The organism is Streptococcus sp. 2022WUSS083 (genome assembly GCF_044427155.1).
Classification (GTDB): domain Bacteria; phylum Bacillota; class Bacilli; order Lactobacillales; family Streptococcaceae; genus Streptococcus; species Streptococcus hashimotonensis.
The window spans coordinates 403,237-416,443 of the sequence record NZ_JAOTGK010000002.1; the positions used below are offsets into that span (position 1 = coordinate 403,237).

Annotated in this window: 11 protein-coding genes and 1 pseudogene; 11 read left to right on the plus strand and 1 reads right to left on the minus strand. The window is 43.5% G+C overall.

The window, feature by feature from the left end:
• The first annotated feature begins 209 nt into the window (after positions 1–209).
• Together rpsU and galE are read left to right on the plus strand one after the other, a co-directional pair.
• On the plus strand, positions 210–386 hold the full coding sequence (gene rpsU / locus ODU41_RS03915) for a 30S ribosomal protein S21 (protein WP_000048054.1): 177 nt from the start codon (positions 210–212) through the stop codon (positions 384–386).
• Positions 387–490: 104 nt separating this feature from the next.
• The gene (galE, locus tag ODU41_RS03920; protein ID WP_074390972.1) at positions 491–1,507 is read left to right on the plus strand and encodes a UDP-glucose 4-epimerase GalE; all 1,017 of its coding nucleotides are present in this window, start codon (positions 491–493) and stop codon (positions 1,505–1,507) included.
• 87 nt (positions 1,508–1,594) lie between these two features.
• Here galE and mscL read toward each other — a convergent pair whose 3' ends face one another.
• The gene (gene mscL, locus ODU41_RS03925) at positions 1,595–1,960 is read right to left on the minus strand and encodes a large conductance mechanosensitive channel protein MscL (RefSeq protein ID WP_024406913.1); all 366 of its coding nucleotides are present in this window, start codon (positions 1,958–1,960) and stop codon (positions 1,595–1,597) included.
• Positions 1,961–2,141: 181 nt separating this feature from the next.
• On the opposite strand from mscL, the gene dnaG reads away from it, so the two are divergent.
• From dnaG to aguB, 9 genes and pseudogenes are all read left to right on the plus strand, one after another.
• Positions 2,142–3,932 carry a DNA primase gene (dnaG, locus tag ODU41_RS03930; protein ID WP_044673027.1) on the plus strand — a complete coding sequence of 597 codons (1,791 nt, stop codon included), beginning with the start codon at positions 2,142–2,144 and terminating at the stop codon, positions 3,930–3,932.
• Between the two features lie 2 nt (positions 3,933–3,934).
• Positions 3,935–5,053, plus strand: a complete 1,119-nt coding sequence (rpoD, locus tag ODU41_RS03935; protein ID WP_002935555.1) for an RNA polymerase sigma factor RpoD — start codon at positions 3,935–3,937, stop codon at positions 5,051–5,053.
• 400 nt (positions 5,054–5,453) lie between these two features.
• Positions 5,454–5,777 carry a metal-sulfur cluster assembly factor gene (locus ODU41_RS03940; protein ID WP_002935553.1) on the plus strand — a complete coding sequence of 108 codons (324 nt, stop codon included), beginning with the start codon at positions 5,454–5,456 and terminating at the stop codon, positions 5,775–5,777.
• 518 nt (positions 5,778–6,295) lie between these two features.
• Positions 6,296–7,744, plus strand: a complete 1,449-nt coding sequence (locus ODU41_RS03945; RefSeq protein ID WP_044760918.1) for an aminotransferase class I/II-fold pyridoxal phosphate-dependent enzyme — start codon at positions 6,296–6,298, stop codon at positions 7,742–7,744.
• Between the two features lie 2 nt (positions 7,745–7,746).
• Positions 7,747–8,604, plus strand: coding sequence for a polyamine aminopropyltransferase (gene speE / locus ODU41_RS03950; protein WP_074390973.1), 858 nt, complete (start codon positions 7,747–7,749; stop codon positions 8,602–8,604).
• A pseudogene (locus ODU41_RS03955) lies at positions 8,604–9,860 on the plus strand (saccharopine dehydrogenase family protein); the annotation flags it as partial. The gene speE and the pseudogene ODU41_RS03955, both read left to right, overlap by 1 nt.
• A 3-nt stretch (positions 9,861–9,863) precedes the next feature.
• Positions 9,864–10,991 carry a carboxynorspermidine decarboxylase gene (nspC, locus tag ODU41_RS03960; protein WP_398578681.1) on the plus strand — a complete coding sequence of 376 codons (1,128 nt, stop codon included), beginning with the start codon at positions 9,864–9,866 and terminating at the stop codon, positions 10,989–10,991.
• Positions 10,988–12,091 carry an agmatine deiminase gene (gene aguA / locus ODU41_RS03965; RefSeq protein ID WP_398578675.1) on the plus strand — a complete coding sequence of 368 codons (1,104 nt, stop codon included), beginning with the start codon at positions 10,988–10,990 and terminating at the stop codon, positions 12,089–12,091. The genes nspC and aguA overlap by 4 nt, the downstream gene beginning before the upstream one ends.
• Before the next feature lie 106 nt (positions 12,092–12,197).
• Positions 12,198–13,073: an N-carbamoylputrescine amidase gene (gene aguB / locus ODU41_RS03970; RefSeq protein ID WP_398578676.1), complete on the plus strand. Its 876-nt coding sequence runs from the start codon at positions 12,198–12,200 to the stop codon at positions 13,071–13,073.
• Positions 13,074–13,207 lie beyond the last annotated feature (134 nt).

Genomic DNA, 13,207 nt, shown 5'->3' on the forward strand with positions numbered 1-13,207 from the left:
TATCGTCAAGGCTGATACAAGGAAAAAACACTTGTATCGGCTTTTTTTGAAAAAAATCGGTAGTGAGAAATCTCTGTCAACGCTTGTATTATAAGAGGTATTGGCAAATCTCAAAAATTTAGACACATACTTAGAATTAAAAAATATTGACAAATGAGTTGAATCATAGTAAAATGATAAAGACTTTGAAATTGAGGGGAGTGAAAATAATGTCAAAAACAGTAGTACGCAAGAACGAATCACTTGATGATGCTCTTCGTCGTTTCAAACGTGCGGTTACTAAAGCTGGTACTCTTCAAGAAACACGCAAACGCGAATTCTACGAAAAACCATCTGTAAAACGTAAACGTAAATCAGAAGCAGCTCGCAAGCGTAAAAAATTCTAATTGAATTTGAAAACGGCCGAAAGGCTGTTTTTTGTTTACTTTTTACAACAGGTAACATATAATAGGGATATAGAATTTTTGTCCAGGTGAAAAGGAGTAAAGAGATGAGTATCTTAGTTACTGGCGGTGCAGGTTATATTGGTAGTCATACGGTTGTCGAATTGTTAAATTTAGGTAAAGAAGTAGTAATTGTTGACAATTTATCTAATGCAAGCATCCAGGTATTGGATCGTATTGAAGAAATTACAGGAAAGAGACCGACCTTCTATCAGCTAGACGTAGCAGATAAACAGGGATTGCGTCAGGTATTCGAGAAAGAAAATATCGAGTCAGCGATCCATTTTGCTGCATTTAAGGCAGTAGGAGAATCAGTTCAAAAACCTGGTGCTTATTACGAAAATAATATCATGTCCATTCTCTCATTGGTTGAAGTGATGGCTGAGTTTGATGTGAAGAAAATCGTCTTTTCATCTAGTGCGACTGTTTATGGCAGTTTTAATCCCTCTCCTTATCAAGAGGATATGCCAGTAGGAGTTCCAACAAGCCCGTATGGTCAAACGAAAGTCATGTGTGAACAGATTCTTCGCGACATTTATGTTTCTGATCCAGATTGGTCTATTTCGTTGTTGCGCTATTTCAATCCAATTGGAGCTCATGAGTCAGGCTTGATTGGGGAAGATCCATCAGGCATTCCAAATAATTTGATGCCATTTGTAGCTCAGGTAGCAGTTGGTAAACGTGAATTTCTCAATATTTTTGGAAATGCATACGATACGCCAGATGGGACTTGTGTACGAGACTATATCCATGTTGTTGATTTGGCCAAAGGACACGTACGAGCATTAGAAAAATTAGATGAAGCTAATCAGGTTTATACCTATAACCTAGGTTCTGGTCAAGGAACAAGTGTCTTAGAATTGGTAAATACTTTCATTCAAGTAACAGGTGTAGATGTTCCGTATCGCTTTGCGCCAAATCGAGCAGGAGACCTTCCGTCCTTTTATGCTAATGCAGACAAAGCTCTGGCTGAACTCAACTGGAAAACAGAAAAAACAATTGAAGATATGTGTCGCGATACGTGGAACTGGCAATCGAAAAATCCAAATGGATACGAAGGATAAGAAAAGATGTGAGTGGAGGCTCACATCTTCTTTTTGTCATAGTGCAAAAGAAAAACAGGCACAGGGCCTGTTTCACTATCTTATTGATTATTTTTTCAATAAATCGCGGATTTCTGCAAGCAATTCTTCTTGAGTTGGTCCAGCTGGAGCTGGCTCTTCAACCTTCTTAGGCATTGCTTTCTCAGCTGCTTTAACAACGAAGAACATTGAAGTTCCGATAATCAAGAAGTTGATAACAGCGCTCAAGAAGCTACCGTACTTAACACCGTTCCAAGCAAGATCAGCGATGTTTTGAACGTTTGCTGCTTTCAAAGCAGGGTTTAAGATCAACGGAGTGATGATGTCATCAACAAAAGAAGTGATGATAGCGCCAAACGCACCACCAATTACAACCGCAACAGCAAGGTCAACAATGTTCCCGCGGAACAAGAAATTTTTCAATTCTTTCAACATATCCTAAATATGTCCTTTCATAAATATTTTACTTAACCTATTATACCCATAAAAAAATATTTTACAAGCAATTTGTTTTAGAAATTTTACATTTTCCCGTATTTAGTATACAATAGAGTATGTTAAACTAAGGGAAGAGTGTTCACTTTTTAAATTAGCTAGTATGATATGAGGAGGGAATGTGCTTTCAAAGGATAAAATTACTGAAATAAAACAAGCTCTCAATATCGTTGACGTTATTGGTGAAACGGTTGCTTTGACTAAGGCCGGACGTAATTATGTCGGTCTTTGCCCTTTTCATGGGGAGAAAACCCCGTCTTTCAATGTGATTGAAGACAAGCAGTTCTACCATTGTTTTGGATGTGGTAAGTCCGGAGATGTATTCAAGTTTGTCGAAGAAGTTCGTGGTGTTTCTTTTGCGGATGCGGCAGCTATCTTAGCTGAGAAGGCAGGTTTTCAAGTAGATGTAACTCCTTCCTATCATCAAGAGGAGAAAAGGGTTAGTCCGCATCAGGTCCTGTATGATATTCATCGGGATGCCGCAAAGTTTTATCATGCCCTTTTGATGACAACCAAAATGGGTGAGGAAGCTAGAGCTTATCTACACCAACGTGGCTTGACAGATGATGTCATAAAAACATTCCAGCTAGGCTTAGCTCCGGCCGAACAGAATATTCTTTACCAAAAACTATCAGGTCAATATGACGAAGAAAGTCTATTGAATTCGGGTTTGTTCAATCCAAGTGAGAATAATATTATTTATGACGCCTTTCAAGCTAGGATTATTTTCCCCTTGGCGGATGAATATGGTCGAATTGTAGCTTTTTCAGGTCGGATTTGGACCGAAGAAGATCGAAACAATAAACAATTAGCTAAGTATAAAAACTCTCGTAGTACTGCGATTTTCAATAAAAGCTATGAATTGTATCATTTAGACAAGGCTAAAGCGGTTATTAAGAAGCAACGTGAAGCCTATCTCATGGAAGGTTTTCTAGATGTTATTGCTGCTCATCGTGTAGGGATTGATAATGCAGTGGCTTCCATGGGAACAGCTTTGACAAGAGAGCATGTTGCACACCTAGCTAAGTTTTGTAAGAAAATTGTTCTGACTTATGATGGGGATAAGGCTGGACAGGCAGCTACCATGAAGGCGCTGGACGAATTACAAGATTTTCAGGTTGAAATCGTGAGCTTGCCAGATAATATGGACCCAGATGAATTTTTGCAGAAAAATTCGGAAGAAGCCTTGCAACAGGTTTTAACCAAGTCACGAATCAGCGATGTAGAATTTTTGATTCAATACTTGAAACCTGAAAATCCTGACAATCTACAAATGCAGATTGAGTTTGTAGATAAGATTGCACCAATTATTGCCAAAGTATCATCCATTACAGCTCAAAATTCTTATATTTATAAGGTGGCGGATTTACTTTCTGACTTTGATTATAATCAGGTGGAACAGGCAGTAAATGCTGTTCGTCTGAACCAGCGCCAGGAGAGAACACAACAGGTATTTCAATCACAGACTGGTCAGTCTTATTTGCCACCAGTCCAAACGATTGCTCGTATAACGAGTCTTATTCGAACAGAAAACCATTTACTTTATCGGATGGTTGAACATCCTTATATTCTCAATGAGTTCCGTTTACGAGAAGATTTTTATTTTGCGACGCCAGAATTGCAAGCTATTTATGATATGTTAAAAAAATCTGGGGAAATTACCAGTTTTGAACTATCACAGTTGAACGATTCCGCTCAACAGGCTTGGTATCGTATGCAGGAAGAACGTTTACCTAATGAAGTGTCTCCACACGAAATCGAAGAATTAGAAATTCGGCGAGACAAGGAATTGTTAAAGAAGGAGAACCAGCACCTAGCACGGAAAATCCGTGAACATTCCCATGTGGGAAATGCAGATATTGCCCTCGATGAGTTGCAAAAACTCCTCGATAGAAGAAGACAAATGGAGTAAATATGACAAATAAAAAAGATAAAAAAACAGAAGTAACTACTTTTGATGTACAAGTTGCCGAATTTATCCGTAACCATAAAAAACAAGGTTCAGCTACAGACGATGAAATCAATGACCAACTGGTTATTCCATTTACGCTTGATGCTGACGGAATCGATGATTTGCTCCAACGTATTCAGGACGCAGGGATTTCGATTGTCGATAAAGAAGGGAACCCTTCTGCTCGTGCTATGCAGGTAGAGGAAGAGCCAGAATTATCTGATGAAGAATTGCTCGGAAGCACTTCTGCAAAAGTGAACGACCCAGTCCGCATGTATTTGAAAGAAATTGGTGTTGTACCTCTTTTGACCAACGAAGAAGAGCAAGAATTGGCATTGGCGGTTGAAGCAGGTGACCCAGAAGCGAAGCAACGTTTGGCTGAAGCCAACTTGCGTTTGGTTGTTTCCATTGCTAAACGTTATGTAGGGCGTGGTATGCAGTTCCTTGACTTGATTCAAGAAGGAAATATGGGCTTGATGAAGGCCGTTGACAAGTTTGACTACTCTAAAGGTTTCAAGTTTTCAACTTATGCAACCTGGTGGATTCGTCAGGCTATCACTCGTGCCATTGCGGACCAAGCGCGTACAATCCGTATTCCTGTTCACATGGTAGAAACCATTAACAAATTGGTCCGTGAACAACGCAATCTCTTGCAGGAATTGGGCCAAGATCCAACTCCTGAGCAAATTGCAGAGCGTATGGATATGACGCCTGAGAAAGTTCGTGAAATCCTTAAGATTGCCCAAGAACCTGTTTCACTTGAGACCCCAATTGGTGAAGAAGATGATAGTCATCTTGGAGATTTTATTGAAGACGAAGTCATTGAAAATCCAGTTGATTACACAACTCGTGTCGTTCTTCGTGAACAGTTAGATGAGGTATTGGATACTCTTACTGACCGTGAGGAAAACGTATTGCGTCTTCGTTTTGGTTTAGATGATGGTAAAATGCGCACGCTTGAAGATGTTGGTAAAGTCTTTAACGTAACCCGTGAACGCATCCGCCAAATCGAAGCCAAAGCCCTCCGTAAACTCCGCCACCCATCCCGCAGCAAACCACTCAGAGACTTTATTGAGGATTAAAACACCACTGACGACCCGAGCCTAGAAATAGGAAAGCGAGGAATAAGCCTACGGATAGGCTTTCTCAACGTCCGCCTAGAAACACGAAAGCGGACAAGGTTAACTGCTCCCCTTGAAATGAGAAAAGGAGCGCTAAGTGGACTTTTTGACACAAACTTGGTTTGTTTCATCTCCAACCTTCAACAGTCTCCCAGACTGTTGAAGCCTGCCCAGAAATATTAAATCAGACTAACCTTTGGTGTTTTAACCTGAGCCTAGAAATAAGAAAGCGGCCAAAGCCCAGTGGGCTATTTTAACCGCTCCCCTTGAAATGAGAAAGGGAGCGCTAAGTGGACTTTTTGACACAAACTTGGTTTGTTTCTTTTCTAGTATTGAACTTGTGAACAAGAAAGAGAGAAAAATGACGTACACAGAAGATCAAATTAAAGACATTCAGGAGCGTATTTTTCATGCTCTTGAAGATGTGATTGACCCTGAGCTAGGTATTGATATTATCAATTTAGGGTTAATTTATGAAATCCGATTTATTGAGGGCAAGGCTGAAATTGATATGACCTTGACGACCATGGGTTGTCCATTAGCCGATCTAATCACCGATCAAATTCATGATGTACTGAAGGATGTTCCTGAAGTAACAGAAGTAGATGTGAGACTGGTTTGGTCACCAGCTTGGACCGTTCAAAAAATGAGTCGTTATGCTCGAATTGCATTAGGAATTAAATAAAAAAATAAAATGGTTTCGAACGTTTGAAGCCATTTTTTTATTAATGTTTGGATTTTTTGTAAAAAATATTAAAAATTATACTTGTCAAAGAGAAATTTCCGTGTTACAATAAACAGGCCTAGGAAAAGTAGTCATACCTATTCTAGCAAATATCAGACCTATATGGGATGAGTAGCTCTGCTATTGATCATAACCAAAGCCTACGGACAGGCAGGTCGAATGCCGAAGCGTGGCGTAAGCCACATTATTGATAGGGTTAAAAGCCTACATTTTATAAGTTGATTTTAGGGTTCATCCCTAATTCGTATATCAAATTTAGTGTGGTGAAAGCACACGTCATCTTGTGAAACGGTCAATAAAGTACGTATATATTTGCACTGGAGAGTAGGAAACGGTAGGCACATAAACTCAAGAGAAGAATAAAAAACGTCGATTTGGATTGTAGAGCAGGATGAACCCTGCTCTTTTTACTTGTTTAAAAAAGGGTGGGAGTCCATCAAGCAAAGGAGTTTTTCAATATGAAAAATCAACACCAAGCCCCTATTTATCAGGGGTTGGAACAGTTACGCCGAAAACGGATTGTTCCCTTTGATGTCCCAGGACACAAACGAGGGCGCGGAAATCCTGAGTTGGTCGAACTGTTAGGAGAAAAATGCGTGGGGATTGATGTCAATTCCATGAAGCCTTTGGATAATCTAGGGCATCCCGTCTCCATTATTCGAGAGGCGGAGGAGTTGGCGGCAGAAGCCTTTGGTGCCAGTCATGCCTTTCTCATGGTTGGAGGGACTACTTCGTCTGTCCAGACCATGATTTTGGCAACCTGTAAGGCGGGCGATAAGATTATCCTTCCTCGAAATGTCCACAAGTCAGCCCTCAATGCCCTTGTCCTTTGTGGCGCCATCCCTGTCTATGTGGATATGAGCGTGGAGCCACGAATTGGCATTGCTCTTGCCTTGGAAAATGCAGCCTTTGAACGGGCCATTGCAGAGCATCCTGATGCTGTTGCTGTCTTGATTAACAATCCGACCTATTATGGCATTTGCTCGGACCTGCGTAGCTTGACTGAGAAAGCTCACGCAGCGGGCATGAAAGTTTTGGTAGATGAGGCTCATGGTGCGCATTTGCATTTTTCGGACCAATTGCCAGAGGCGGCTATGGATGTGGGGGCTGATATGGCTGCTGTTTCCATGCATAAGTCAGGTGGTAGTCTGACCCAGAGCTCGCTTTTATTGGTCGGTCCAGATATGAATGTGGAGTATGTCCGTCAGATTATCAACCTGACCCAGTCAACATCCGCTTCCTATCTCTTGCTGGCTAGTCTGGATATTTCACGGAGAAATCTGGCCCTTCGTGGGAAAGAGTCTTTTGAAAAAGTCATTGAAATGTCTGAGTATGCTCGTCGTGAAATCAATGCCATCGGTGGCTACTATGCCTATTCTAAAGAATTGATTGATGGCAAAACGGTGCATGATTTTGATGTGACGAAACTTTCTATTTACACACAAGGCATTGGTTTAACTGGTATCGAAGTCTACGATCTTCTGCGAGATGAATATGATATTCAGATTGAATTTGGTGATATTGGCAATATCTTGGCTTATATTTCAATCGGTGACCGCTTGCAGGACATTGAGCGACTGGTGGGGGCTCTGGCTGACATTAAGCGACTCTATTCACGAGATGGTTCGGACCTGATCTCAGGAGAATACATCCAGCCGCAGCTGGTCTTGTCACCGCAGGAAGCCTTTTATGCAGAGCGGGAAAGCCGTTCCCTGCAAGAAGCAGTTGGTCAGGTCTGCGGGGAATTTGTCATGTGCTATCCTCCAGGTATTCCTCTTTTGGCCCCTGGAGAACGAGTGACCCAAGAAATTGTTGACTACATCATCTTTGCCAAGGAGCGCGGTTGCTCCGTCCAAGGTACGGAAGATCCAGATGTCAACTACATAAACGTTATAAAGGAGGGCTAAAGATGGAAATGTGGTTTTCAGAAGTCCAAACGCCAGATGTTAAGTTATCCATTCGCACCAGTCAACAACTTTATGCTGGCAAGAGTGAATTTCAGGACATTGCTGTGTTGGACTCGCCAGCCTTTGGAAAGATTTTGACCCTTAATGGTCGGGTTCTCTTTTCAGATGCGGACGACTTTGTTTACAACGAAATGGCCGTCCATGTGCCCATGGCAGTTCATCCAAATCCTAAGAAAATATTGATTTTGGGTGGAGGAGATGGTGGCGTTGCCCAAGTTCTCGGTATGTATCCTGAAATCGAACGTATTGACGTTGTAGAGCCAGATGAACTCCTTGTGGAAGTTTGTCGTCAGTATTTCCCAGACTATGCCTCTGGCTTGGAAGATGAGCGGGTCGAGGTTTATTTACAAGATGGTCTGCGTTTCTTGCGCAACTGTGAAAATGAGTATGACATCATCATCAATGATGCGACAGATCCATTTGGACATACGGAAGGATTGTTTACCAAGGAATTTTACGGCAACGCCTACCGAGCTTTGAAGGAAGATGGTATTATGGTCTACCAACATGGTTCGCCATTCTATGATGAAGATGAGTCGGCTTTTCGTTCCATGCATCGGAAGGCGACCCAATCCTTTCCTATCAGCCGTGTTTATCAGGCCCATATTCCGACATCTGCGGCGGGTTATTGGTTGTTTGGCTTCGCCTCTAAAAAATACCATCCTATTGAAGATTTTGACAAGGAAAAATGGAAGGCGCGCCAGCTTTTCACAGAATACTATACCGCTAACCTCCACATCGGAGCCTTTCTCTTGCCTCGATACGTGGAAGACATTTTAGAAGAAGAGGAGAAAAAATAATGAGTCGTTTGTTAGTTATTGGTTGTGGCGGAGTTGCCCAAGTTGCCATCAGCAAGGTTTGCCAGGCAGAAGATACCTTCAAGGAAGTCATGATTGCCAGCCGTACCAAGTCTAAGTGTGATGATTTGAAGGCTGCCCTAGAAGGAAAAACTTCCGTAAAAATTGAAACTGCCCAAGTGGATGCAGACAAGGTAGAAGAAGTGATTGCCTTGATTGAAAGCTACCAGCCAAAAGCTGTCTTGAACGTTGCCCTGCCCTACCAAGACTTGACCATCATGGATGCCTGCTTGGCGACGGGCGTGGACTATATTGACACGGCCAACTACGAGTGTGAGGATACCGAGGATCCAGAATGGCGTGCAATTTACGAAAAACGTTGTGAAGAAGAAGGGTTTACGGCTTACTTTGACTATTCATGGCAGTGGGCTTATAAGGAGCGTTTTGAAAAAGCAGGGCTGACAGCACTTTTGGGATCCGGATTTGATCCAGGTGTGACCAGTGTTTTTTCAGCCTACGCATTGAAGCACTATTTTGATGAAATCCACTATATCGACATCCTCGATTGTAACGGTGGAGACCACGGCTATCCATTTGCGACCAACTTTAACCCTGAAATCAACTTGCGTGAGGTTTCTGCCCCAGGTTCCTACTGGGAAAATGGCAAATGGGTGGAAGTTGAAGCAATGTCTATCAAGCGAGAATATGACTTCCCAGAAGTTGGTCAGAAAGATATGTACCTCCTCCACCATGAAGAAATCGAGTCACTCGCTAAAAACATTCCAGGTGTCAAACGTATTCGCTTCTTTATGACTTTTGGTCAATCCTACTTGACTCACATGAAATGCTTGGAAAATGTTGGACTCTTGCGGACTGACCCAATCAACTTTAACGGACAAGAAGTAGTGCCAATTCAATTCCTCAAAGCTCTCTTGCCAGACCCTGCTAGCCTTGGTCCACGTACTGTTGGGAAAACCAATATCGGCTGTATTTTCACAGGTGTCAAGGACGGCGTGGAGAAGACCATCTACATCTACAACGTATGTGACCACCAAGAGTGCTATAAAGAGGTCGGTTCCCAAGCTATTTCCTACACAACTGGCGTGCCAGCCATGATTGGAACCAAGCTTGTCATGGACGGAACTTGGAAAAAAACAGGTGTATACAACTTGGAAGAATTGGATCCAGATCCATTTATGGACCTGCTTAACCAATATGGTTTGCCTTGGCAGGTAGTAGAAAATCCAGTTTTGGTGGACTATATGAGAATCGATCAAGTCCCAACACCAGCCTATGTCATTGACGAAGCTAAGCTGGTCAATAATTTAGAAATTCTCAAGTCTGTCCAAGACCGTACAGGCTGCAAGGTCCTCTTGGCTCAAAAAGCCTTTTCCATGTATGCCACTTACCCCCTCATCAGCCAATACCTAGCTGGAACAACTGCATCAGGACTCTACGAAGCCAAGCTGGGTCGTGAGGAGTTTGGGGGAGAAGTTCATGTTTTCGCCCCTGCCTTTAAGGATGCGGATTTGGAGGAGATTTTGGAAATTGCGGACCATATCGTCTTTAACTCAGAGCGCCAACTCTGCAAGCATATGGACAAATGCCGAGCAGCTGGAGTCAGTGTCGGCCTGCGAATCAATCCAGAATGTTCGACCCAAGGTGAACATGCCCTATATGACCCCTGCGCAGCGGGTTCTCGTTTCGGTGTTCGCATTGACCAGTTTTCAGAAGACCTGCTGGACTTGGTGGATGGCCTGCATTTTCACACCCTCTGTGAGCAAAATTCGGATGATTTGAAAACCACCTTGGAGGCTGTCGAGGCCAAGTTCGGCCCCTACCTTCACAAAGTCAAATGGCTCAATATGGGCGGAGGGCATCATGTGACCAGGGCGGATTATAATCTAGATTTGCTGATTTCCTCTATCCAGTACATGCAGGAAACCTATGGATTAGAAGTCTACATTGAGCCTGGTGAAGCCATTGCCCTCAATGCGGGCTATTTGGTGACAGAGGTTCTGGATATTGTCGAAAATGGCATTGAGACGCTTGTGTTAGACGCATCAGCCACTTGCCATATGCCGGATGTTTTGGAAATGCCCTATCGCCCACCGCTTCGTCATGGATTTGAGACTGGAGAGAAGGCATTTACTTACAGACTATCTTCCAATACCTGTCTGACAGGCGACATCATCGGCGATTATTCCTTTGAAAAACCTGTGCAGATTGGTGACAAACTTTACTTTGAAGACATGGCCATCTACTCCTTTGTCAAAAACAACACCTTCAATGGCATTGGGTTACCTAGCCTAGCCATCATGGACAAGGCTGGCGACTGCCGTATTATCAAAGAATTTGGCTATGAAGATTTTAAGGGGAGGTTGTCATGATAGAAAGTCCCAAAGCAGCGGGTTACCGCATGCCTGCTGAGTATGAGCCCCATCATGGAACCCTAATGGTGTGGCCGACCCGCCCTGGTTCCTGGCCCTTTGATGGTCAGGGGGCAAAAAAAGCCTTCAGCCAGGTCATCAAAACCATTGCTGAAAGCGAGCAGGTCTATCTCTTGGTGGATGAAGCACACCGTGAGGAGGCCCAATCCATGCTGGGTGATGGTGTTACCTACCTGGACATCACCACCAACGATGCGTGGTCTCGGGATACAGGTCCGACGGTTTTGGTCCATGAAAATGGCAGAGCTTTGTCTGTCGATTGGGCCTTTAACGCTTGGGGCGGAAGCTACGATGGTCTTTATCAGGACTATGAAGCAGATGATCAGGTGGCTAGTCGATTTAGTCAGGCTATCGGTCTGCCAGTCCATGATGCCCATCCCTTTGTCCTGGAAGGAGGAGCCATCCATAGCGACGGTGAAGGAACCATCTTGGTGACCGAATCCTGCCTGCTCAGTCCAGGTCGCAATCCCCATCTGATCAAGGACCAGATTGAGCAAGTGCTTCTAGATACTCTCGGAGCTGAAAAGGTCCTCTGGCTGCCTTATGGTATCTACAATGATGAAACCAATGAACACGTGGACAATGTTGCGGCCTTTGTCGGTCCAGCTGAGCTGGTCTTGGCCTGGACAGATGATGAGTCAGATCCCCAATATGCCATGTCCAAAGCTGATTTGGACTACTTGGAAGAGCAAGTGGATGCCAAGGGCAGAAAGTTGACCGTCCACAAACTGCCTATTCCAAAACATCCTATTCTAATAACAGAAGAGGACTTGCCAGGCTATGTCTATGAAGCGGGGGAAGAAGTACGGACAGCTGGCGAACGTTTGGCGGCTTCCTATGTGAATTTCTACGTCAGCAACGGTGCGGTTCTGGTTCCCCAGTTTGATGATGAGCATGATGCGCAGGCACTGCATCTCCTAGCGCAGCTTTTTCCAACCAGAAAAGTCGTCGGCATTCCAGCTCGCGACATCCTACTTGGAGGTGGGAATGTTCACTGTATCACCCAGCAAATCCCCCTTTATGGGGCTAAATGTCCCTGATACGGCGTCAAGTCGGTTTGGCATACTCTAGTATAGCCTGTACCGCCTTTCCTTATCTCAGGTACATTCTAACTCCCATAAAGAATTTATGAAAAGGATAAATAATATGAGAAATGTTACTGTAGCAGCTGTTCAGATGCAGTGTAGTCAGGACCTTTGGGAAAATCTGGCGACCGCTGAGCGTTTGGTCAGACAGGCTGCTGGTCAGGGAGCGCAGATTATTCTCCTGCCTGAACTCTTTGAGCGTCCTTATTTTTGTCAGGAACGCCAGTATGATTATTACAACTACGCCAAGTCTGTAGAGGAAAATGATGCTGTTCAGCACTTTATTCCTATTGCCAAGGAATTGCAGGTGGTTTTGCCCATTTCTTTTTATGAAAAGGATGGTAATAGCCTGTATAACTCGATTGCAGTTATTGATGCGGATGGGACAGTTTTGGGAGTTTACCGCAAGACCCATATTCCTGACGACCATTATTATCAGGAAAAATTTTACTTTACACCTGGCAACACTGGTTTCAAGGTTTGGGAGACTCGTTATGCCAAGATTGGGATTGGCATCTGTTGGGACCAATGGTTTCCAGAAACAGCTCGCTGTCTGGCATTGAATGGAGCAGAATTGTTCTTTTATCCAACAGCTATTGGTTCGGAGCCGATTTTGGACACGGATAGCCAAGGTCATTGGCAGCGGACCATGCAGGGCCATGCGGCAGCCAATATCACCCCAGTCATTGCAGCCAATCGTATCGGTTTGGAAAAAGTGCAGCCTTCTGCAGAAAATGGTGGACAGTCTTCTAGCTTGTGTTTCTATGGTTCCTCTTTCTTGACAGATGAGACAGGAGACATTTTGACCAAGGCTGGACGTGAGGAGGAAGCTGTCTTGCTTGCTACATATGACTTGGACATGGGAGCGCGTGAACGTTTAGATTGGGGACTCTTTAGAGACCGCAGACCACATATGTATCAGCAGATTGTAGAATAAACAAAACGAAGCTGGGCAAAAACTAGCTTCTCACAATAAAAAAACGAGCAATTCCAATTAGGAGTTGCTCGTTTTCCACTTCATGCTTTATAATTATAATAACCACAAAACAACTAGAAAGGCATGAAAATGTA